The sequence below is a fragment of the Arthrobacter sp. D5-1 genome (assembly GCF_017357425.1).
Classification (GTDB): domain Bacteria; phylum Actinomycetota; class Actinomycetes; order Actinomycetales; family Micrococcaceae; genus Arthrobacter.
Genome location: NZ_CP014572.1, coordinates 169,164 through 191,216 on the forward strand (window position 1 = coordinate 169,164; position 22,053 = coordinate 191,216).

22 protein-coding genes are annotated in these 22,053 nt (G+C 61.0%); 4 read left to right on the forward strand and 18 right to left on the reverse strand.

All coding sequences use genetic code 11. From position 1 onward, the window contains the following. Positions 1-14: 14 nt before the first annotated feature. From AYX22_RS22820 to AYX22_RS22870, 11 genes are read right to left on the reverse strand one after another with little or no spacing between them, the layout of a single operon-like run. Positions 15-1,784, reverse strand: coding sequence for a type IV secretory system conjugative DNA transfer family protein (locus AYX22_RS22820; protein WP_166842582.1), 1,770 nt, complete (start codon positions 1,782-1,784; stop codon positions 15-17). Further along, on the reverse strand, positions 1,781-3,376 hold the full coding sequence (locus AYX22_RS22825; RefSeq protein WP_207597708.1) for a DUF87 domain-containing protein: 1,596 nt from the start codon (positions 3,374-3,376) through the stop codon (positions 1,781-1,783). The genes AYX22_RS22820 and AYX22_RS22825 overlap by 4 nt, the downstream gene beginning before the upstream one ends. Next, a complete protein-coding gene (locus AYX22_RS22830) occupies positions 3,376-4,884 on the reverse strand; it encodes an SCO6880 family protein (protein ID WP_142940344.1) in 1,509 nt (502 codons plus the stop codon). The genes AYX22_RS22825 and AYX22_RS22830 overlap by 1 nt, the downstream gene beginning before the upstream one ends. Then, positions 4,871-6,169 carry a hypothetical protein gene (locus AYX22_RS22835; protein WP_142940345.1) on the reverse strand — a complete coding sequence of 433 codons (1,299 nt, stop codon included), beginning with the start codon at positions 6,167-6,169 and terminating at the stop codon, positions 4,871-4,873. Before AYX22_RS22835 ends, AYX22_RS22830 begins: the two co-directional genes overlap by 14 nt. Continuing rightward, a complete protein-coding gene (locus AYX22_RS22840; RefSeq protein ID WP_142940346.1) occupies positions 6,166-6,900 on the reverse strand; it encodes a hypothetical protein in 735 nt (244 codons plus the stop codon). The genes AYX22_RS22835 and AYX22_RS22840 overlap by 4 nt, the downstream gene beginning before the upstream one ends. 27 nt (positions 6,901-6,927) lie before the next feature. Then, the gene (locus tag AYX22_RS22845; protein WP_011777317.1) at positions 6,928-7,197 is read right to left on the reverse strand and encodes a hypothetical protein; all 270 of its coding nucleotides are present in this window, start codon (positions 7,195-7,197) and stop codon (positions 6,928-6,930) included. 13 nt (positions 7,198-7,210) lie between these two features. Continuing rightward, the gene (locus tag AYX22_RS22850) at positions 7,211-7,819 is read right to left on the reverse strand and encodes a DUF6668 family protein (RefSeq protein ID WP_142940347.1); all 609 of its coding nucleotides are present in this window, start codon (positions 7,817-7,819) and stop codon (positions 7,211-7,213) included. A 33-nt stretch (positions 7,820-7,852) separates the two neighbouring features. Next, positions 7,853-9,376 carry a chromosome partitioning protein ParA gene (locus AYX22_RS22855; protein WP_207597709.1) on the reverse strand — a complete coding sequence of 508 codons (1,524 nt, stop codon included), beginning with the start codon at positions 9,374-9,376 and terminating at the stop codon, positions 7,853-7,855. 43 nt (positions 9,377-9,419) lie between these two features. Further along, complete coding sequence (locus AYX22_RS22860; protein ID WP_142940349.1) at positions 9,420-9,932, reverse strand: hypothetical protein; 513 nt, start codon at positions 9,930-9,932, stop codon at positions 9,420-9,422. Next, a complete protein-coding gene (locus AYX22_RS22865; protein ID WP_142940350.1) occupies positions 9,929-11,005 on the reverse strand; it encodes a CHAP domain-containing protein in 1,077 nt (358 codons plus the stop codon). The genes AYX22_RS22860 and AYX22_RS22865 overlap by 4 nt, the downstream gene beginning before the upstream one ends. After that, positions 10,995-11,141, reverse strand: coding sequence for a hypothetical protein (locus AYX22_RS22870; RefSeq protein ID WP_160147684.1), 147 nt, complete (start codon positions 11,139-11,141; stop codon positions 10,995-10,997). Before AYX22_RS22870 ends, AYX22_RS22865 begins: the two co-directional genes overlap by 11 nt. Before the next feature lie 357 nt (positions 11,142-11,498). Here AYX22_RS22870 and AYX22_RS22875 point away from each other — a divergent pair, with 357 nt between their 5' ends. Then, the gene (locus tag AYX22_RS22875; protein WP_142940351.1) at positions 11,499-11,780 is read left to right on the forward strand and encodes a helix-turn-helix domain-containing protein; all 282 of its coding nucleotides are present in this window, start codon (positions 11,499-11,501) and stop codon (positions 11,778-11,780) included. A 171-nt stretch (positions 11,781-11,951) separates the two neighbouring features. On the opposite strand, the gene AYX22_RS22880 is transcribed toward AYX22_RS22875, so the two are convergent. From AYX22_RS22880 to AYX22_RS22895, 4 genes are read right to left on the reverse strand one after another with little or no spacing between them, the layout of a single operon-like run. Then, positions 11,952-12,374: a hypothetical protein gene (locus AYX22_RS22880; protein WP_142940352.1), complete on the reverse strand. Its 423-nt coding sequence runs from the start codon at positions 12,372-12,374 to the stop codon at positions 11,952-11,954. A gap of 2 nt (positions 12,375-12,376) precedes the next feature. Then, entirely contained in the window at positions 12,377-12,967 is a 591-nt protein-coding gene (locus tag AYX22_RS22885; RefSeq protein WP_142940353.1) for a hypothetical protein, read from the reverse strand. Then, positions 12,960-13,937, reverse strand: coding sequence for a hypothetical protein (locus AYX22_RS22890; RefSeq protein WP_142940354.1), 978 nt, complete (start codon positions 13,935-13,937; stop codon positions 12,960-12,962). Before AYX22_RS22890 ends, AYX22_RS22885 begins: the two co-directional genes overlap by 8 nt. Then, positions 13,934-14,497 carry a hypothetical protein gene (locus AYX22_RS22895; protein WP_142940355.1) on the reverse strand — a complete coding sequence of 188 codons (564 nt, stop codon included), beginning with the start codon at positions 14,495-14,497 and terminating at the stop codon, positions 13,934-13,936. The genes AYX22_RS22890 and AYX22_RS22895 overlap by 4 nt, the downstream gene beginning before the upstream one ends. Before the next feature lie 1,003 nt (positions 14,498-15,500). On the opposite strand from AYX22_RS22895, the gene AYX22_RS22900 reads away from it, so the two are divergent. Further along, on the forward strand, positions 15,501-17,315 hold the full coding sequence (locus tag AYX22_RS22900) for a MarR family transcriptional regulator (protein WP_238703515.1): 1,815 nt from the start codon (positions 15,501-15,503) through the stop codon (positions 17,313-17,315). Positions 17,316-17,493: 178 nt separating this feature from the next. Here AYX22_RS22900 and AYX22_RS22905 read toward each other — a convergent pair whose 3' ends face one another. Beyond that, positions 17,494-18,183, reverse strand: coding sequence for a hypothetical protein (locus AYX22_RS22905; RefSeq protein WP_142940357.1), 690 nt, complete (start codon positions 18,181-18,183; stop codon positions 17,494-17,496). Continuing rightward, positions 18,180-19,124 carry a ParA family protein gene (locus AYX22_RS22910; RefSeq protein WP_079581673.1) on the reverse strand — a complete coding sequence of 315 codons (945 nt, stop codon included), beginning with the start codon at positions 19,122-19,124 and terminating at the stop codon, positions 18,180-18,182. Before AYX22_RS22910 ends, AYX22_RS22905 begins: the two co-directional genes overlap by 4 nt. Positions 19,125-19,974: 850 nt before the next feature. On the opposite strand from AYX22_RS22910, the gene AYX22_RS22915 reads away from it, so the two are divergent. Together AYX22_RS22915 and AYX22_RS22920 are read left to right on the forward strand one after the other, a co-directional pair. Then, entirely contained in the window at positions 19,975-20,259 is a 285-nt protein-coding gene (locus AYX22_RS22915; RefSeq protein WP_142940358.1) for a hypothetical protein, read from the forward strand. A 343-nt stretch (positions 20,260-20,602) separates the two neighbouring features. Then, positions 20,603-21,217, forward strand: coding sequence for a recombinase family protein (locus AYX22_RS22920; protein ID WP_142940359.1), 615 nt, complete (start codon positions 20,603-20,605; stop codon positions 21,215-21,217). 263 nt (positions 21,218-21,480) lie between these two features. On the opposite strand, the gene AYX22_RS22925 is transcribed toward AYX22_RS22920, so the two are convergent. Then, complete coding sequence (locus AYX22_RS22925; RefSeq protein ID WP_207597710.1) at positions 21,481-21,630, reverse strand: hypothetical protein; 150 nt, start codon at positions 21,628-21,630, stop codon at positions 21,481-21,483. Positions 21,631-22,053: the final 423 nt, after the last annotated feature.

The following is a 22,053-nucleotide window of genomic DNA, read 5'->3' on the forward strand; positions in this document are numbered from 1 at the left end:
TGGGGTGCCCTTTCCTACTTCGTGACCCAGGGATTGGCTGCCGGTGCAGCTGGCACTAGGTCGGCGGGTTCTTCGGGCCGAGGGCTGTACTTCTTTATGGATGCCTCCACCGTTTCCTTGTGGGGTCCGGTGTACCAGGGCGTCGTGCGGACGAGCGTGGCGGGTGCGCCGGAGGCGAGGACGACGGCGCGGCCACGGTCCAGTTCGGCGAGGTTGGAAACGTCGAAGATGCGTTCCTTGCCCTCCTGGCGGGAGCGGCTGGAACCAGACTTGCCTGAGGAAGTGGAGACGTTGATGTAGCTGTAGTCTCCGATCAGGTCCGAGAGAGCACGGAGGAAGCCTTCTTCTGCGACGCCGCCGCCGTAGACCTTCACGTTCGCCGCTGACCAGATTTTCCGCATGTTCGCCTCTCCCCACAGCTCCACGCCCTGGGACCAGGACTGCAAAATCCCCATGACAATCAGGCCCTTGGAGCCGTAGTGGCTGAACTGGTCCGGCAGGGATGCCCAGCGGACGACGTTGGCCAACTCATCGAGAGCAAACAGCGCCGGCTTCGGGAGCCGGCCGCCGCTCCGCTCGGCTCGCTCTTCCATGGCCTCAGCTATGGCCACCGTCAGCGCTGTGGTGAGCGGTGCGGCTGAGCCGGCACCTTCCTTGGAGAGGATGTAGATCGTCTCCTGCGACGCAGCGAAAGCATGTGGGTTGAATTGGCGGCGGGCATCCGTGGCCACGGTTGTCCCGCCGGTCGGAGCGACCCAGCGCAGCGTGTTCCGGCTCTTGAGGCATTGGATCATCTTCTCGGCTGTGCCGAAGATACCGTCACGTTGCTTGTCAGCCAGTTCAAGTGTGGATTCAAGGCCCTTGTACTGCAGCTCGTAGTCGTGCTGTTTCAGGATGTTGATCGGTTCGCGGTTCACCTGTTCGGTGACCCAGATGTAGACCTGGGTGATGGGCAGGTCGCCGAGTGCGGCGGCGAGGAAGTACGAGGACAGAATGTCTTCGGCCTTGGGGTCGAAGTAGGCGTCGGGCTTGGACCCGGGGACGCGGGAGCCGACCGAGAAGTGCTGGGTGAGTTTGTACGCCTTCTCCTCGTCGGTGACGTAAGAGAGTGGGTTCCACCACCAGTTCGGTTCTTCCTGGGCGATCTTCTGCGGATCGAACACCCACACCGGGGCGACGGCCTCGCGGACGCCACGGGTGCCGTCCACGACGTCGCGCTTGTTCGACGTTGAAACCACGGCACCGGGTGCGTCCAGAATGGCGGGCATGACCCGTGAGGTCGACTTACCGGTACGGGGACCCCAGATATCGAGGGACAGGTCTTCCCAGGACTGGATGAACTTCTGCCCCGTGGAGACGACCTTGCCGACCACGATGCCGGGAGTATCAGTGACACCCAGACGCTCAGCGGTCGCCTTCGCTCCCTTCTCCGAGAACGCGGCCAGCGACTTACCTCGTCCAAGGTACCGGGCGGCCTTATCGACCCGGGCACGCTTGGACGCACCCTTCCGCCAGGCCACCAGGACAACAATGGTCAGGGCCAAAACCACGCCAGCCAGCAAGCAGACCACAACCGTAGCCTCCGTGGGCCACGGCACACGGCCCTTGGCCAATCCGGCGATCAGATCAATGGGATGGGCTGGCGGGGCGGCGATGCCTGCCATCCACGACCCGAGATGCAAGGCACCGTAGGTTCCGCCGCCGAAGACGACGATGAACCCGATGGCCAGCCACACCAGCAGTGCTTCACCCATGCCCATCCCTTTGCGGTTTGGTGCGCTCACAGGGCGCCTCCTTCCATGGGCAGAATTGGTGCTGCCGTCTCCAGCAGGGTTTCCGGGGCAGCATGCCACTTGCCGTCGGTGTCGTTGACGCCTTCCGGGCCCTTCTCCAAGGACGTGAGACCGACCTGGACGGGGATCCCGGGACGGCCACCGACCTTGATCAGGAACTTTCCCCGGCCCGGAGGTTCAACGTCGACGCCGCGTGAGTCCCACGCGGGCGGGTCTTGCCAGCCAATGAGCTTCTGCTGCTCCTGCCGGGACAGCGGAATGGCCGAGGTCAGCAGCGGCATTTCAGAGGCGGGGAGGCCGCCGCAGATGACCATGCCGGAGCGTTCGACGAAGCCGCGGGCTTTCATCCGGTCCTCTTCTGCCGGCAGGGCCAGCAGGTCAGACATGGTGTGGGAAATCATGATCTGCCCAACACCTACGGAGCGGTTCAACCGGGTCAGAGCGTCCACACGGTCCACCATGCCCTTACCGGCGCGAAGCGCCCGCCACAGCTCGTCCAGGACCACGAAGTAGTTCCGGCGCGGTTCCAGACCGGCGTCCGCGAGAGCGTTGGCAACGTTGACCGTGCCAAAACCGTAGGACCAGCACGCAAGCAGGACGGCTGCCTGCAGGTCTGTCTCGGTCTCGTCAATGCTGGAGACGTCGAAGACCACGGCACGGTCTCGCTTCATGGGCTGGCTGGTCTGGCGGGAGAAGATTTCCCCCAGCTTCCCGCCACCGGTCAGACCGAGCAGGGTTGCCTCCAACGCTCTGGTTTCCTGCAGGTAGATGTTCATGTCTCCCCGGTCCAGTGCGACCTGCCGGAGCTCGTCCGGAGCGGAGACGATCACGTCCAGAAGGTCCTTCAACACCGGGATGCCCTCAAAACGCTCATCGAGGACCCGCAAGGCCCGGTCCAGGATTGTCTGCTCCTGATCGGTGGGCGGGTTGTTGCGGCTGATCGTGATCAGCGAAACGACCATCGTCAGGCGGCGGCCGTGCGCGTCGGCACGGACGCGTGCGGCGTCCTCAGGGTGGCCGTTGTCTTCAAGGAGCTGGGCGGCTTCAACGGCTTGGCCCGGGTCGAGGATGTTCAGGTACCCGACACCGCGGCCGAGCCGGATGACCTGCCCGCCGAGGGCCCGGACGGCTTTGACGTGCTCGCCCTTGAGGTCACCGAGGATCAAGGGATGAACGCCTTGGGCAGAGAGCCCGATGAACATCCGACGCACGACGGTGGACTTTCCCAAACCGGGCTTTCCGAGGATGAAGGCCGAGGGGTTGGAAATCAGCCGGGCGCGCTGGAACCAGCTGATCGGGTCGCAGCAGACCGTGGCCTGTGTTTCCTCGTGGCGCCCCAGCGGGACACCGATCATGGGCGAGGACGCACCGGAGGAGAACGGCCACAGCCCGCAGACCTGAACAGTTGTTCCCCGGTACTGCTTCACGGAGGGGACGAGCTGGGCCATGCCGCCGCCGCGACCGGGCCAGCCACGGGCACCAGGACCGGCAGGGCGGGGCTGCTTTTCAGCCTTCTTCGGCTCAGCTTTGACCCGAGTAGTGCTGTGTTTCGAGGAACGGGGGAAGAGTTTCGGGAGGGTCATTACAGTGCATCCTTAATCTCGGACGGGACCATGCTGTGCTCGGGCAGCACCAAGCCCAGAGGCAGGGACGCGGCGAACACCGTGTCCTGCGCACCGTAAGCGGGACGCAGCAACAACCTGGCGCTACCGGAACTCTGTTCCACAGCAGCCACAGCGTCTGGAAGACGTTCCCGATCCGTCACGGTGGCCGTGACGACCACACCGAAGTTCACCAACCCGGCCCCTTGTGCTTCTTCCTGCGCGGTCTGCGCCGCTGATCGCGCATCAACCAAGGCGCGGGCGGACGGGCGGGTTCCGGAGGTGATACGAACGTTGGCGTTGTTCTGATCCTGTTCCACCACGGCAGCGGCCCGAGCCGAATCCATCGGACGGTACAGCAGGGACACGCGCTTGCGGTCAACGTCCCCGTGCGGGGCCAGCAACCGGGACAGGACCGAGGAATTCACCGATCCACGCGGGGCACCTGTCATGGTCCAGGACGCCGAGAACGCGGAATCGTGCCGGTAGTTCTCCCAGTTGGACTGGTGCGCGGTGGGTCCGACCTCGCCCCAGGTCAGGGACACCGGGGACCCGGCAGCATGGGCTTCATCGATGATCAGCGCTGCGGGAGGATCGTAGGCGATCCGTACAACCTCGCAGAGTTCCTGCGCGGTTGTCGGGCGGGCGATCCCGGCCCCGGTGGACTGCAGCCGTGCCGAAAGGCCGGGGATCCGGGAGGCCAGGTCACGGGCGACTTCTTCAGGCGTCCGCTTCTTCGCACCTGTACGGATCGCGGCGTTGAACGTCAACGAAACCCAGGCGCGGACCGTTGCCGATCCTTCCGGGTAGGTGGCCACAACCTCGTTCAGCATCTCCCGGGCGAACGCGGGTGCTTCCGGGTCGATGTTCATCAGTACTTCGTTCCGCAGCCGGTACCCCGAGTCCGGGGCGGTCTCGATCGTGACAGCTGCGGCGTCCAGCCCGGCCTCATCGGCCAGTCCGGCGAGCCAGCCGCCCCAGTTCGCGACCCACGCATCGACTTGCTCAGGGTCAACCAGTGATGCCCCGTCAGGTTCGGTGGAGAAGATCACGGTGAAGTGGCCCGTGGTGGGTACGTGCAGCAGGGCGAACGGGCGCTTGTAGGAATCAGTGAACTCGTACAGGGTCGACTTCGCAGCCAACCCGGGGAGCTGGTACATGCCCCACGGCGTTACGCCGAGCGGGCCGGAACGGTAGAGATTCGTCCCCGAGGAACGGGAGATCTTGAAAGCCAAACGAGTGCCGGCACGGTCAACAACGGACTGGCCATGCTTGTCCTTGACTGTCAGCAACAGCAAGCTGAGACCGGCAAAGGCAAGGACGCCCAGGCCGACGAACAGGCCCCAAATAGCGAAGCTGATAATGCCCGCCAACAACCCGCCAAAGAAGATGACTGTACTGAGCGCGCTGAGGTTGGCCAGCCCGGCTGAGCGCGGTACGCGCCAGTTGCCGTAGGACGGTTCTTTGTATTCGGTGTTAATTGCTGCCACTGGGGCCCTCCCCGGTTGAATCCTGCGCGGTCTTTTCGATTGCCTGTGACGTCGCGGACGCCACCTTTGCTCCTGTAGCTACAGCCACACCAGCCGGGCCAGCTGCCGCTGCTCCCCCACTGGCTGCGGCCGTCCCTGCACTGGCACCAGTTGCCGCTCCTGCGGATCCAGCGGTTCCTGCCGTGCCTGCCTTGGCTGCTCCAGCAGTTCCAGCAGCTCCGCCCGGTCCCGTAGCGCCCGGGGTAGGTTGCCCTCCCCCTCCTCGTGGGCCGGATGTTCCATCGCTGCCCTTGGGCGAGCTGCCGGTTTGCGTGCTCTGGGTGTTCGATGTGCTTGTTGACGATGAAGGGGTTGGGGACGCGTTGCCCCTGCCACTGCCCCCGCGTCCAAGGGAGACGGCCCCTGTGGCAATGGCACCGACGGCTGCTCCCGCACCGGCACCTCCGCCGGAGGCTACGGCCCCGACCATGGGAGTAACGAATCGCATCAGAGCAGGCAGCGCGAACAACGCCACGATCATCAACGTGAAACCAGTGATGGAGCCGATCAAGGCGTCCTGGCCCTTGCCGCCCATGAGCAGGAATGCGACGGAGTAGACGATGGCTGCGGCTGGTTTGTAGAGGATGAAAGCGATGGTCCAGCCCACTGCTTTCTGGAACCACTGCCTTCCCATCTCCGTATTCGTGAACGCGGATGTGGTCGGAAGAATGCCCGCCAGAATCACCAACATGCCACTGCGAACGACCATCAGTACGATCTGCACGAGAGACGCGAGCAGGCCGATGAGACCCAGAACGATCAGGATGAAAACCCCGACACCTGTCTGATTCGTCAAGATCAACAGCTGCATCGACTCGGCAAAGCCCTTGCCGTCCGTGGAACGGTTGATGATCGCGGCAGAAAAGGCATCCGCCGCGATCACCAGGATCGAAATCACTCCTAGGCCCAGGCCGGATACCAAGGTGAGCGTGACCAAGGAACGGAGCAGGTCCTTTAGGGGTGCTCCGCGCTGCTCCCAAATCAGCCTGATACCGCCGAGGATGACGGCCAGGACTGCCAGAGCCAACGTCCATGGCATCAACTCGCTGTTGACCATTGAAACAACAGGACTGGCTGTAGAGCCATCTTGGCTGGTCAGGTTCACCGTTGGAGTTGAAACCCAGAAGGTGGACAGAGTTGTGACCATCTGGCTCATGCCCTCAAGGATGGCTTTGGCCATGTTGCCCATGGCGTCATCAGTGAGACCGGAGATCCAATCTCCAACCGGGTTCCATACCGGCCTCATGCGCCGCTCCAAGGGATGAATCCTGAAAGATCGCGGATCTGGCGCGGTTCTTCCAGGGGTGCACCGTTGTCAGCGACGACGCCCTTCCAGTCCCCGTCCTGCCAGAGAAGGGTTGTACGGACGGATGCAAGAGCGCCGGTGTCAGCTTTGAATGCGAGCTCTACCACCGCTTGGTTCGCTGTGTATGAAACGTTGAACCCCGCAATCTGAACCTTTACGTTTGTCGGCGGCGCGGCCGTTTGCGAAGCCTTCATGCCTGCGTCTCGGCCAGGACCTTTAGCTGCGAGCTGGTCAGCAATGGCGCGTTCTTTTGAGGGATCGCTGCCAAGGGCCCAGAGGTTCACTGCGGCGTATAGCGCCCCTTGCGGAGAGTGGGCGAAGCAAGACCTCATGCCTTGGTCATCGGTCTTGCCCGGGCCGACTTTGGGATCTGTCGGGGCCGCCATAGTTCCAACGAGTTCCCACTTGCTCGCCGGAGCCTTCCCCAATGCCGTTTCGGCGGACGCTGGCAGTCCGCAGACACTCTTGCCGGACACGGCGGATACGCTGGGTTCAGCTGTGGCGGCACTGCTGGATTCTGCCGGGGCTGGTAGGGCGTTTCCCTGTCCTTTGGGGAGCAGGAAGATCACGACGGCTGCTGCGATCAGCGCGACCACCAGCGCGGCAGCAATGATGAAACCGGGTTTGGTGAACGGATTGCTTTCGGTGGTGCTCTCTGTTGACTGGCTCATAGTGAACCTCCCGTTGTTGGTGCTGGATTAGACGAAGGCGCGGACGATGCCTGCGGCACCGGTGATGATGATGCAGCCCAGCAGGACCCAGCCAAGCTTGGCCAGGGACTGGCCGCCTTCTCCGCGCTGGAGCTGGATGACCATGGTGATGCCGACGATGATGACGCCGAGAACACCTAGGACGAGGCCGATACCGGAGGCCCAGTTCAGGACGGTGAGCAGTCCGCCGGCTTCAGCGGGTACGACCGGTGTCGGGTTCGGGATGGTGCTGGTGGTGATTGCGGTGATCGAGTTCATGATGAGTGACCTTTCAGTGGTTGGTGCTTGGGCTGGTTTCGGTAACCAGGGCGGTTACGTCGGTGATGAAGCGTTGGTATTCGCGGGCCGTTGGTGTTGTGGTGGAGTCTCCGTGCCGCCATGCCTCGACCCAGGGAAGAGTCCAGAGACGGGGCGCTCCCCCGCCGACGATGGCCGTGAAATCGCGGAGCGCTTTGGGTGTCTTTCCCGGCGCGTCCGCGAGGACGGCGAGGCCGAGCAACTCCACAGCAGGGGCGGCACCGGAGGCCCATTGCGTCAAAGCGCTTTGAGCGGCGGTGAGGCCGCGCATGTCTGCACGACAAACCAACAGCACGCGGGGCTTGCTGCCGTCCTGCAGGACAGGCCAGCAGTGCCCGGTCGGGCGTGCTCCCTCGAGCAGGTCAGCGGTGCGGCTTTCACCGGCTCCACCATGGCTCCCGACGACCCACAGAGCGGCGGTGCCGGTGATGGTGCGGCTGGCCAGACGATCTGCGGTGTCAGGTTCGACCATGCCCTTGAGCGGTGTGCTGATCACGGCAGCCGGCGGGACGTGCACGTCAGGTGTTTCTTCTTCGATGCTCTCGGCCGGGCTGGTGACCCAGGGGTTCAGGGACAGTTGCATGGTTCCTCCTTCCTTCCGTTCGGTAGTGACTGTTTAGAAGCCTTCGGCGACGGCGGCAGCTGCGGCCAGCCATGCCCGTTGGGTTGCGGGCTGGAGGGCTTCGTAGCGGATGGGGCCGTTGACCAGGGCGGGGTCGTAGGGAATTCGGACGACTGTCCGGACGAACGGCTCAAATCCGTCAGCGATCCGTTGGGCTTCGGCCTTTGCTCGCTTGAGGGCGTCGCCGGTCATGCTGCGCTTGGCATCGGTCGATTCAGAGACGATGACGACGGCGTTGCGGGCCAGTTCAGCGTCGTGGCCACCACGGGATTCCAGAGTCTGCAGTGTCAGTCTGGCGGCCTCTGCGCGGTCCTCGATAGCGGTGACCGGAACGACCAGCTGGTTGGTGTGGTCGATCATCCGACGCCAGTTCGCAGCCCGGGCGGTGTTACCGGAGTCCATGACCACCAGCCGGTAGTAACGGGTCAGCACCTGGTGGGCGATGTCGACTTCCTCGGCGGTGACTTCGTGGTCGCCTTCTTCGTTCTCATCTGAGCGCAGCACGTCGAACTTGTCTGCCGTCTGGTGGTGCACGAACTTAGCGATTTCGGCTGCGTTCGTGGACGGGGACAGCAGTTCCGTGGAGGAATCGATCAGGTCCAGGACGCTGCGGTTGTGCGCGCCCTTTTCCGTGCGCCAGCCCAGGGTGCCTTGGGATTCGTTGTTGTCCCAGGCGACGGTGGCCGCGCCGCTGTAGCGGGCAAGGATGGCAGAGAGCATCACGACAGTGGGTGTCTTGTTTGCCCCGCCCTTGCGGTTGACCACGGCGATGGTCCGGGGACCGGGCCAGTGCTGGCTCACGGTGCGGATATCTTCGCGTTCGGACAGCTCTTCAGGAGAGGGGTCCATGCGGAAACCGAGCCGGGTCAGTGTCCCCCGCCAGCCCTGTGTGGCTGGCTCCAGGACCGGAGCGCTGACCAGGAACGAGGTTTCCTTCAAGCTGCGCCGTGTTGCCGGTTCCTCAGGACCGGTCACAGCGGCCTGCGGTTCTTTTGCATCGATGATCCGCTGCGTGGTTGAGCTGGCAGGCCCGGAGCTGACCTGGATATCCGTCGTTACATCGGCTTCTACGGGCGTGGGCGGCCACGGCTGGCGGTCCACTGCCGCTGCCGTAGCTTCGACGGTGGCGGGCTGTGCGGGAGCAGGGATCGGTTCCGGGGCCGTTACGGGGACTGTTTCAATGACGGCCGGTGATACGGTCTCGGGCGTGGTCGCGGGGGCCTGGGCCCGGCGGCGTGCCGGGCGCGGCTCGTAAGAGACGGATTCGATCTTGTTGTCCGGGTGCACGATCAGTTCGCCGTGTCCTTCGGGATCCTCGATCTGGACCCGTACCGGGCGCTGCAGCGTCTGTGCTTCGCCCACGACGAGGGCGAGGGCGTTGTTCCGGAGGTCTTGCATGGTATCCCCGTCGGGGACGACGCGGGAGTTACCGGCGACGACGACTTCGGCGGTTCCGTTGTCGCGGACGATGGCCTTGATGTTGGGAAAGGCCAGGACCTCAGTTGATGCAGTACTCATGAACTTTCTTCCTTTACGTGTGAGAGGTGAAGAGGGGTTACCTCTAGGACGCTGGTGGTGTCAGCCGATTGATCTTCCACGGGGCGTCCTTCCCCGTGCGGAGCAGCTGCAATGTGTAGGTCCCGGCGTCGGTCGGGACAGTGGCGATGACGCCGTAGCCGTTGGCTTCATCGACGGTCAGCTTGGCCGGGCCGGTGACGCGGCTGGCTGGAATGTTCGCCGGATCCACCGCTGAGTAGTCGGCGGTGGCCTGCGGGGTGAGCCAGCGGGCAAGATCATTGGCCCACTGTTGTTCCTTGGCCGTCGGGCGGGCGAAGTCGGCCATGGCCTTCTGCGCGACGTCCACGGCCTGATCCTTGCTGGCTTGATCCCAGGAGATGCCAATGGTGGGAGGGACGGTCCCGCCCGGTGCTTGTGGGCCGCTGTCGACGCTCAATGAGACCGGAGCTGAGGGCGTGGCCGTGGTCTCCGTCGGTGCCGGTGTGGTGTTAGACGCTGGTGCGCATCCGGCGCACAGCAGAGCTACCGCTGCAATGAGGGCCAGGGGCTTTTTCACTTCTTCTCCTCTTGGTTGGGCAGGTACAGGAACGCGGAGGGAACACTGCTTTTGACGGTCCGGGTGTAGTAGTTGTGGTCATCCGGGGGCGGGTTGCCGTTGTAGCCTTCCTCGACGTAGGTCCCGTCGTCTTTGACTTCCTTGACCACGGCCACGTGGCCGAACGTCGGGTCCGATCCCCCGGTGCCCGGGGCGTACCAGACGACAGCGCCAACGCGGGGTGTCTTACCGGAGGGCCAGCCCTTGGCATCCCAGCCGGCCTTCCACGTCAAAGCAGAGCCGAGACCCTGCCCGTCCGGGCGGAAGGTCCCGTTGAGGAACTTGAACGGTGCACTGGTGGAACCCATCTGCTGGTTCACCCGCCACAAGGCGAAGTCCACGCACTCGCGGTAGAACATGCCCAAAGGCGAGGCAGCAGCTGAGCCTGCCCCGACCTGCAACCAGGTCGGAGAGTCCTTCCAGGGGTAGTCATCTCCGGCTCCGGACTTGCCCGGGATCCCGCAGTCGCTTCCTTCAACGGAGAACTTCCCGTCCGAGAGGGCCTGGACGATTTTGACCGCTTCGGGCCAGTACTTCTGATAGTGGTACGGGTCGGCGTTGCGCTGGACCTTGTTACCGGCGATGGTCGGTTCCAACAGCTCCCAGCCCGGTACAGCCTGCAGGGCCTTGATGAAGTTCGTGGCACTGATGGTCGGGTCCATGCGGTCCCTGTAGGAGCCCCACGCGCCGTTGTCGCGCTGCTGGAACAGGCCACGGGAATCCGGGCCGGGACCGTCCCCGTAGTCCAGGACACGCAGCCCCGACTCCCCCAGGGCAACCATGATGCTGATGGTCTGGCCCTTCACTGAAAGGTTCAGCGCCTTGCCTGCTCCCATGACAGCGGCGGCGTTCTTCAACTGCTCCGCTGAATACCCATCAACCTTCGTGTTGCCGTCAACGACAACCGACACCGGGCCGCAATCAGCTGCAGCAGGTTTCGCCGGTGCCAGCAGCAGGACGAATGAGAAGATCAGCCCAAAGAACAGGCTGGGGACGGCAATAAGAGCCAGGAGACCCAGCGACTTACGCCGCATCAGGGGCTCCAGCTGCAGGCATCCAGAGACGGAAGTGCTCCAGGCCGTCCTCGTCGTGTGTAAACAGCAAAGCATTCACGGTCCACACTGCACCGAACGTGTTCTTCACAATCCATCCCCTGGGTACTGCTTCCATATCTACTGCCCCCAGCTGCACTAGTAGCGCCTGTCAAACTGCCCAGTTGGGATGCCGTGGCCGGGCTTGTATTTCTTGTTCTCGTAAAGGAGCCTGGGCGCGCTTCCCATTCACTGGCATCTCTACAGCTACGCCGTCGAACGGGTGCCTGGGATCTAGCAAGTGAACAGTGGGCCGCATAACGCCTCCTTAGTGGTGAGGGCCGGAGATGAATGTGGGTGAATAGCTCCAGACTAGCGAATAGTTTAACTAACCGCTAATCTGATGAGGTCTCTTGGGTGGGGATGCGGCAAAATAAGAACCATGCCCCGCTACTCCCGCCCTAAAATCCCATCCAGTACAGAGCGGGCAATTAGCGTGTTCAGCAACTCAACAAAAGTGGCCATTGTTGGCTACCTTGCTAAATCGGGGCCGGCCACCAGGGGTGAAGTGGCCAAGGGGCTGGAAATTGGGGTCCCGACGGCACAGAACAACCTGGTGCAACTGGAGGCCGAGGGGGTACTAATGGCGGATCCGCCGGCCTCAGAAGAGCGGAATGGCCAGCGGGTCAGGTACACCGTCGACGCCGATGAGGTGGCCCGACGCTACTCCATCCTGGGTCGGGCACTTGGCCTCGACGAAGTCCAACCTGAGGACTAGCGGCGCGAGCGAATCCCAACCACAGGCAAGGCATCCGCTCGCGCGAGAGCGCCGCCCCCTGACCGCCGGGTGGGGGTAAATCAAATTGCTGGATCGTAGGCACGCCAATAGCCTACCTTGAGCATGCTCAAGATAAAAAAGCATGCTCAACATGAGTGTGCCGTGAGTGTTCTAGTCGTCTTCGTCCAGGATTCTGGCTATCGCTTGGAACTTCTCAGGTGAGACGCCCTTGAGGCTACGGGCAGCGAATTTCTTCACTCTCTTCTCGCGGAGCGTCTTTAGCGACTTGAGCTGCTTTTCGATGCGTTCGGGAATCTCGGTCTCGAAGTCGTTGAGGTACGCGGGGTTCACCCCGAAGAAGTTGGCCAAGGCCGTGAGCAGTCGTTCATCCGTCACGGTGGCTCCGGTGCCGTCACGCATGTACAGCCAGCGCGAGCGAGACAGAGTCACGCCTTGCTCTTGCAGGCCTCGCCGGATGTCTTCAAACTCGTAGGGCTCTCCCCCACTGGCCACCATCACGTCGAGCAGGAGATTCAGCCGCTCCGACAGGGTCTGACGCCAGGCGTCCCGCGCTTCGTTGAGGTTGGGCGCCACCGTTATGCTCCGAGCAACGACAGGCTAAGCAGGTATGCGAGCCATGCGACGACTCCAATGGCGCTTCCCCAGAGCGACTGGGCAACGTTCTGGCGCTTCAAGGCTGCTCGTGACCAGATAAGGGCCGGCAGCACAATCAAAGCCGCGAACCACAGTGGAGACAGCGATGTTCCGAGGCCCAGCACGATGCCGGTGAAGATGACGGTGTGCACAGAAATGTTCCACCGTGACCGGCCCAGAGCGATGAGCGTTGCTCCGACGAAGAAGGCGATGCCGTTGGCGATGAGCAGCGCAGGGGCTCCCAACAGGGCCGTCACGATCAGGCCAAGGCCAAGCACGCCCGCGCAAGCCATGAAGCTCCTCGTCTTCCTGCGCTCTTCTGGCCAGCCCAAGGACTTGCCGATCCGCGGAAAGACCAATACGCCAAGGAGGATCACGACTGCCAGTGCCGCCAGGGTGGAGACGAGGGCGGGAACGGATCCTGGAGCGCTGATGGCCGTTGCAACCGCTGCCGCCAGGAGCAAGACCGCAGGGTGGAGAATCCGGCTAACGGCTTCTGCCGCAGGTCCTGGGCTGGTTTGCTGGTCAAGCATGTGTGTTAACTTCCATCGTTCGAATTGTCGCCAGTTCGGCTTCAGAGAGTCTACCTTCTAGGGTTGCATCCGATTCAAAACAGTCACGTATTTCGACGCCCCTTCGATGCCTTCGCATGGCGGGGTCCCGGCTCATGATTTCCATCAGCCGGCCGCGGTACGGCCAGATGACGTACTGGTCAATTTCCGGTTGCAGCTTGGCCCACACCGGGCAGAGGTTCCAGAGCTCCCGCCGGGCGATGAAGTCCTTCCTGGCGGAGCCCAGCCACCGGGGAAACGTGGGGATCCCGATGGCCAAAGCGAAAACAATGGCGGCGCTGGCTGTGAAGATCCGTTCCAGCGTTCCGAGGATGTCGGGTGGGGATCCAACCAGATCGGTCAAGGTGATTGTGGCGTGGATCAGCGCGACGGCTAGGGCAAAGCCGGACCCAAGGGCTACGAATGCCAGCGACCGACGCCGGCGCAAAGACTTGAGACGCGGTCTGTAGCGCACACTCAGGCGCATCGCGGAAAAGGCCACTGTGGCAAGGTGCGCAAGCATCAGAAGGCTATAGGTGGCGACCAACGGATTGCTTTCGTATTGCCGCATACCCGAACTGCTAAACGACGGAGCTGCCAGGATGAACAGCATCACTTGGCCGCCATAGCTGGCCGCTGCTATGACGCAAGCAAAAATGACGGGACGCTTTAGTTGCGAAGGGGCCATGGCCCGCCAGATGCCTATATGCATTGAGAGCAGGGTCGCCGTCAGGAAAGCCCGCTGGGCCAAGGCAAGGTAGTTCACACCTCCCAGGGCTGCATCCACGGCATAAAAAATCGGCTCGACAAGGAAGATGGCGGTGAGCGAGCCAAAGAAGCTGCCGTAGATCCACGAACCATGCATCCGGAGACCCCGGGAAACATACATCGCCGCGGACGACAGCAGAAGAACGAAGGCGGCAATGATCAGGACAACACCAGCGAGGGTCAACCGATTACATCTCCAAAGCCCAAGATCTCTTCTTCCCTCTTTCCGGAGCGGATTTGGGCATAGAGGTGGTCCGCCAGCAGCTCCGCCTCTGCTTCGATCCCGGTCCGGAGCTTGGTGTGCCTCCATCCATGGAGCACCTTCCGCGGGTCTAGATCCGGGAAAACGACAGCCAATTCCTCCCCCGTGAGAGGCTCAGGATCATGTTGAAGCAGAACGTGCGAGATCTCGTGCAGGATGTTCATCTCGCCGGCGAATTCTGATCGGTCGCCCACATGAAATAGACGGTTTACGTCCTCGCCCTCATGCCAAAAACCTGACATGTCCACATCCAGCAGGTCATCCCTCCGCGAGAGCTGGATGGGCCTCTCCGTAACCAGTTCAACAAACCGCAGGAGCTTGTCCAGGCTTAGAGGCGACGGCAGTTCCAGTATCCGGGTGAAAGCGGATACTCTGCGGGCTGCTCGACGCCTATCCAGCCCAGAGGAGGCGAATCTCCCGAGGCGGCCAAGGTGCCGCTCTGCAAACTGACTGGATGATGCAATAGGATTTGTCTTGAGCATGATTAACTCTTAACAATCATGATCAACTTAGTATGGAAATGAGGAAGTACATATGTCACATCCTAACTACGGCAAAAGCAGGCTGGATTGACGCGTATGGGTTTGCCAGCTTTTCGAGCTAGCAGAGTGGCCACCACGCGCCGCACGCCTCACATGAAAGGCAATGGGCATGCATTGCTAGCATCAGCGATCGTCGGCGACCGCGGTTTAGTCACCGTCACGCGCTCCGGCGCATGGAAGCTGGCGGTGGCATGCCCAATGCGGGTCCGCATCCCAAGCTGTCCATCATCGGGCACGCCGACGCTCTGGCGTCATGGCAAACCTCCATGCAAGGGCTCCGCCACTTAACTCTGTTTCTTCAACACGCCGGAGGGTGTTTCTGTTTCAATGCCACTGCCAGAAGGCGCGCGATGGTAGTTTCAGTTTCAGAGATGGCCGGTTGTACAGCAGCCGCCAACTTAGGGCCAGGTGGCACTTGGTTCGACCAATCTATTGAAGTAGCGGCGGCTTCCGCGGCCCAGTTCAAAGGACAGGGATGATGGCTCCAGTTACACGTACAGGCAGACGCTCCAAAGGCGACCGCAAATTCGTCGGATTCCGCATCGCAACTCCCAAAGCGGATGCAATGGACCAGATTGCAAAGGCGGAGGGTTACCAGTATGTAAGCGACTGGCTGTCCGATTTGGTTGAGGAACGCCTGGCCAACACCAAGCTGCACGCAGTTCCCCAGCAGGAGGAGTTCCCGCTAGGGCGCTTAGCCTCATAACGAGGAAGGCCCGCACTAGGCGGGCCTTCGAAGCTAGTGATTTACATTCTGGATTGCTTCCCGGCGCTCAGATTGTAAATCGTGAAGGTTGATCCTTTCAGATCTACCTTTGTCTTGCTATGAAACCGGTCTTGGCGGGCCGGCCCTTTGTTGTCCCTCTGACAGGACCTCCTCGAAAGGATTGTTCTCATCGTACAACAGCACGCTCGCGTGCTGCCAGCAGGCAAACCTGCTGGCGTGTCCCGCGACCATTCCCTGGCCTCCGAAGCCGCCCAAGCGTGGGCCGCGCTTGCGCCTCTTCTCGCAGGTCAACCCCGTATTCGGCTGTCCCGAGACGGCGGTAAGACCTATCCCCAAAAGCACGAACGCGCGCTGACTGAGACGCTCCCCACTTTTCCTGCGGCGGTCCGGATCTTCGGAAAAGACGGCACCTGCTCGGCCATCTTCCTTGACTTCGACTCCTCTATTGCAGGAATCGACTGGGTAGAAGCGGATGTGAAGTCCCTCCAATCGTGGCTTCACAACTGTGGCGCCCGGTGGATTGAAGATCACTCCCCCAATGGTGGCCGGCACGTTTACATACCCCTGGAGACAAAGGTTTCCTTTTCCGAGGCCCGTGACGTTGTCGAGGCACTTGGCACGCGATACCGGACATTGGATAAATCACCACACCAAAACCTTCTCCACGGGTGCATGCGCACACCAGGATCACCCCACAAACGTGGCGGGCACCAAGAACTCGCCATGAGCCTCAGCATGGCGTACGACGTTGCCCGACGCCCAAACAAGGTTCAGGTCTGGGAAGCAATACGCCAAGACTTGAACGATGAAATCACCAGCGTACGGGCCCTGAGACTGGAGCGGCCGTCATCCCCGGACAATAGAGATCCGGGAGCACCGCAGATGATCGGGCGGATGTCCAGGGCAATGCAGCAGATGGCGCTGTCGGGCCTTTACGACGCGAACCGGTACGCCTCCGACTCAGAAGCCCGTCAGGCTATCCTGACAGCCGCGGCCGCCGCAGGAATGAAACTCGTCGACGTACAACGACGGGTCCTCCAAGGTGTTTGGCCCGGACTGGCATCGTTCTACGCCCGCTACACCTCCCATCACCGTCTCCCATCCTTGAAACGGGACTGGAACAACGCGGTCGACTACCTACGAAAAAACCAAGGCTCAAGGACAGGGAATAACAATGCCCGTAAATCCCCCACAAGCCAGCCAAGTACACAGCCCCCACTAGGAACCTCGACAGACTTAGATCCCGGCAGCGAGCACCGCTACTTGCGATCCTGGAGAAACGCCCTGCTACTGCGGGAGCCCGCCTACGCTAGCTCCCGAACTGGTCTGGCACGTCGAATGGTTCTAAGAGCTCTGGGAGCGGCAGCCCATATGACAGCATCCCGATTTGTTGAGTTCGGTGACCGCTCAATTGCCGTGGCGACAGGGCTGGATCATACGACCGTCGGCTCTCATTTGAGGGCTCTGCGTGCTGAGAGTGATCCGTTGGTGACGTTGGTAGAACGTGGCCGGGGAACCAAAGGTGACCTGTACATGTTGACGATCCCTGAAGGCCTCCGTGCAGCAGCCGAGGATCTAACGTGGCGAAAAGGAAAGATTCACTCGCTCAGGCCGGTTTTCAGGGAGCTGGGCTTGCCCGCAGCGTTCGTCTACGAAGCGCTGGAGAGCACGCCAGGGCTCACAACGACGGAATTGGTCGTTCAGACAAAGCTGTCCAGAACTGCCGTGAGCGAAAGCCTCGAGGTCCTGGCAGCTTGGAACATGATTTCCAGGAACGGCGCCCGAGCCTGGATGATCGTTGCCACGACCTCTCTCCAAGAGCTTGCAGAATGCTTCGGTGTGGTGGACGCTGTAGCTGCCCAACTTCAGAGATATCGTATTGAACGAATCGTTTGGCGGGAGTGGCTCTCAAAGAACGTGAACACAGTCGCGGAGTTCCTCTCCCCCACGGACGATTACCCATGGGAAACCTTTGAAGGGCCACCAGATGAGTGGAGCCTAGCCGACATGGCCTTCACGAGAGCGACGTGACGCAGGAATCGGCTCCTGTTCAGGAAAACAAGACGGTAAAGCTACTCGTACCCCAGTATTTTCGCGCCATAAGGGACGCCATAAATTCCATTGGAATGCATACCATAATCGAAGCAGGATAGAAACGTAGGCCGGTCGGCAGAGCGGGTTGTCCCTTCCCTGGCGACCGGCCATGAAGCTAGTCTTTGAGATAGAGTCTGTAGACGGTGGAAACGAGTGCACTCCTAGACGGCGCATTGAACTCGACGACCTTCTCATCAAGCCAAGCAGTCTGATGCCCATCCAGTCGCACTTGGATCTGGATACCGGCTTCCCCGCGTCGGCGAGGCACCCGGCGGGGCATGCCTGACAGCGACGGAGTAGTTTCAGGCCTGAACTCCTTAGCGATACTCGCTTCCGACACAGAGTCGAAGGCGTCCAGAAGAAGATCTGCGTATGTTGTTCGCTGTGAGTGCAAGGCTTCTTTCACGGTGGCTAGGAGATCCGGGGCCAGATATACGCCCACATTGCGCAGGGCGCCCAAAACGACCTCGGAGGCTTTGGTACCTGAACTTGATGAGACGTCCTTGCGTTGACTCGTCGAGGCCTGGCTTGTTTTGGATGCTGGTTCTTGGGTCCGGTTCATTCCTTCGATCGCACCGACATGATCCGTAGACATGAATTCCGAGGAAGGAGCGGTTGATTCGGCCTCGGACTCCTGGGCTAGTTCGGGAACTACCGAAATGCGCGTCGACTCCAGAGACCGGTCTGGAATTTCTGGCGTATCCGGAGCTTTCCGCCGCTTAGGGGCGAGGATTCCTTCGAGCTTCGCGCCGCGAGGTGCTGAGGGCGCGAATGCGCTTGCGAGGTTTGGCCGATTGCTGCTCATACGAGCTCCTCGCTTTCGATCGTGTTCAGTCGTGCCAGGATTTCGCCTGTCAGCTGCTCGAACTCTTCTGCCAGTCCCCCAGCATTACGGGAAAAGAAACCATCCGTGGGCTTCTCCCCCGCCCGGAGTGCCTTGAGGCGTTTCTTTTGAGCATCCGTAACTGCTCCCTCAAGTTCGTGGAAAAGTAACCCCTTACGCCGGGCGTCTGCACTTGCACTTTCAAGACTACGGATCCTTGTTTCGAATACTGGGGCTACTTCTCCAAGCATCTCAGCGAGGGTGTCTCTTACACTGCGCTCAAGTCTCATCGACCGTGGTCCGACGCCAAAGAGCACAATGCCGGCTAGCTGCAGCGCTGGGTTCCGGTCCCGCACGGCCATGAACCGCCGTGCGATACGTTCTACCCCGTCAATGCTGGCGTCATCTGACTTCGTTGGAATCACGACGGCGCTTGAGATGGCGAATGCTCCCTCGACCAACACCCTCTCCCCCGGTGGGGTGTCAATCAGGATAAGGTCATAATCGTCGGCCAACGGCGCCAACACTGCGTAGAGCATGTCACCGAAGTCGGCTGCGTCCGAGCGACTGGAACGGGAAACCATTAGACCCTGGATGTCTTCTAGTTCTTGACCACCCGGTATAACGTCGAGGTTCTCTCGGACGTTGTGAAGTACAAGCGGAGTGGTGCCTGCGATCAACGCTTGGAACAGCTCGCGTCCGTTCTGTCGCTCATATCCAAGGTCCCTGGCCAGATCTCCCTGCGGGTCCAGGTCCACCATTAGGACTCTTGAGCCTGCAAGCGCTACGTAGCCACCAACGTTGGCCGCGGTAGTAGTTTTGCCTACTCCCCCCTTGCCGTTGGCGAAAGAGATCACACGTTCAATTGCCCGTGCTCGATTCTGTGTGAAGTTTGCCGGTGCGTGTAGCGAAGATCGTGGCATTTGTTCTAACTCTCCTACTGGTCTGGCACTCTGCCTTCCACTCTATGGGTTGCACCCTGTTCGGCAGGGCAGTGACACACGCGTTTTACCCAGTCTGTCGTTCGGTTGTTGCTCCTGCGATGTCAAAAGCTAGCAGCACTACCTTGCATCACGTGATGCACTCCGTACTCTTACTCATTTTGTGCAACGTGGATTTATAAATGGATTCTTTAGTTGCACGACAAGCTGGTAAATCTATTCAGTTTTATGCTGTTTTTTCGGTGGGATGACATGCCGTAGAACTCGTTTTAGGGTCATCTATAGATCCCATTGCTCACCGCATAGGTTGCTGGCTGACACTAACACTTTATTTAACTGCAAGTATTTACGTTCGAGGAAAAGCGAGGGTTCCCATAAGAATTATGGCAGTCGTTATGGCATGACTGCTCATGTACACCCGGATGGCCTGCCAGGCTACGTAGTCAGTAAGGCCGCTTCGGGTGCCAGGAAGAGAGGTCTGACTCCCTAGAGACGATCCAGATCAGTCGATGGGCAAGGCAGGCCCCCGATTAGTCTGAACCTCGCTCAGGCGCGAGGCGAGCATTCCCATAGTCTTTATGGCACGTGTTATGGCATAACGGATCGGGGGCCGCTTTTCCATACCTGCCCATTAATTCTTGGGTAGTGAAAGACAGCCGTCTTCTCTCTGTGAGGATCCAACTTGGACTCAGGGGTCCGTCTTTCCCCATCTGGCGTGAGCCGACTGCCGGGTGATTTCCAGAGTGGAAGCAATTGCGGACCAAGGAAGTCCCACGGCGCGACTCTTGCTCACAGCGTTGTCCAGCCTTGCTTTGGCCGTTCGAATAGACCTTTGGGCAGCCAGCAATTCATCGATGACCGACGACGCTTCAGCGTGAGCCCGCCACTCCACCTTCATGGCATCTTCGGCGGCGACCGGGGGAGTGGCGAATCCCAGGAATGGAACGTAAGCTCTGTGATCAGCCAGATTCGCTTCCGACTTGGTCGCGACTCTCGTCCAGAACCTGCCCTTCCACCCGCAATTGCAGGACGCCTGCCATCCAACAACATGGTCGTCATCGATAACTTCATGGTCGCGCTTTTCGGCGTCTCTTGGAAACCTTCCGGTGATGCCTGAAACGAGAAGGCCAGATTCTCCCACTTCATGGGACAGACGTCCGTCTGGCGCGACCATGGAGGCCGTACCCTCGTGGCGGCCATCGCCTAAGTCCCACTGCACTGCATGTTCTCCTACTGTTGCTTGCGGTCAGGATATCCTGACAGCGACCCAAGTCTTCTCGGCGCAACGCGGGCGGACTGTTGTCTTGGAAATCTAAAGATTTCCGAGACAGCCGTAGATGCCGGGAAACGTCATCGATGAATGCCGGAAACTCAGGACGCGCTTTGTCTCTTAAAGATGCCTCACCGTGAAACGTCTTAGTTCCGCTAGGTAGGGGTATTTTCAAGGCAGAATGAGGCGCATGAGATTACTGGGGTACACGAGGGTAAGCACGGCGTCCCAGGATGCGCAGCTGCAGCTGGACTCGCTCACCGCCTCGGGTGTGCAACGACGTGACATCTTCTCTGATGTGACTTCCGGCAGCAAGAACGCAAGGGAACGGCCGGGGATGAAGAAACTCCTTGAGTACGCTCAGACTGGAGACACTGTGGTGGTGTGGCGGGTCGATCGTTTGGGGCGTTCCTTGGTGGATGTATTGAACACGGTGGATTTGCTGCGCGACAGGGGAGTGGAGCTCCGCTCGATCTCTGATGGCATCGACCCGGCAACCACTACGGGCCGGCTGATGCTGAATATGCTGGCCACTTTGGCGGAATACGAACGCGAACTGATCACCGAGCGGGTGAATGCCGGCATTGCCGCTGCCCGGGCCGGGGGGACGAGGTTCGGCCGGCCAGTGATGGACCCTGCGGTTGTGGCCGACAAGCTGGCCATCGTCAAGGAGGCCCGGGCGAAGGGTAAAACAGCTGCAGAAGCCGCTGGCCTGGTGGGGTGGAGCCGGGCGACCCTCTATCGTCACCAGCAAACAATCCAGATTGAGGCAGCTATAGCCGCGAGTGACGGGGCAGTTCGGTGACTCTCTGGGAAGAAAGGGCTCGGATGCAAGCGTTGGAAGACGCGATGGTTCCTGCGGTGACCGCAGCACTGCTTGTCGTCCTGCTGGTATGTCTGCTCTGTCTGGTTTTTCCCGCTCTCCCGGGTGCAGTCGCGACCAACTGGCGCCGCTACATCGGCAGAGCGCGTTTCGTCCGCACCGCACGCGGGGCGCTTGCACCTCCCTTAGAGGTGGCGGCAGTTGGCGCCGGAATTGAAGTCCGCCGCCCTCATGGACAGATCTCACTAGTCGTTCTTCCGAACAGGCACGCCACCCAGGTCCTTGCCCTTCTCGGGGGCGCCGATGAAATCAGAATCGACGGCGGGCAAGTATGGCGAGCAGTTCCGCCGCGCAGCAGAAGGGCTCTCTGGGACGTCGTCAATGAATACCGTCACCGGGAATGGGAAGAACAGGAAAGAACCACGCAGGAGCAACGTTTACGGTTGGTCCAGCACTCCAACGACGAGCTGCGGAGGCGGGCAGGACTCAGCTAACCGACGCAGGGTATGTCCCCGGAAGGCTCAACTTTGCCTAGGTTGGTCGGATCTTGGAGCCCAGCAGGGCCTGGGCTCGTGGTTTCAAATTCGCAGAAGACGGCGGCGTTGAATGTAGTGGCCGAAACGTGCGGGCGGCACGCCAGCGCCGGTGAGGTGCAGTAGACCACCTCCGCTGCACAAGGCTGTGCCCATTGTCCGCTCACCAGTGGTGGGACGAAGAACTCAAGGTGAGGGTGGGCTTTGGGTGCAGGCGGTCAGGTGGGTCCCATCGTCCACCTGGGTGCGGGAAAAGCCCGAAGGGTTGAGCTTTTGCCGTGCCCC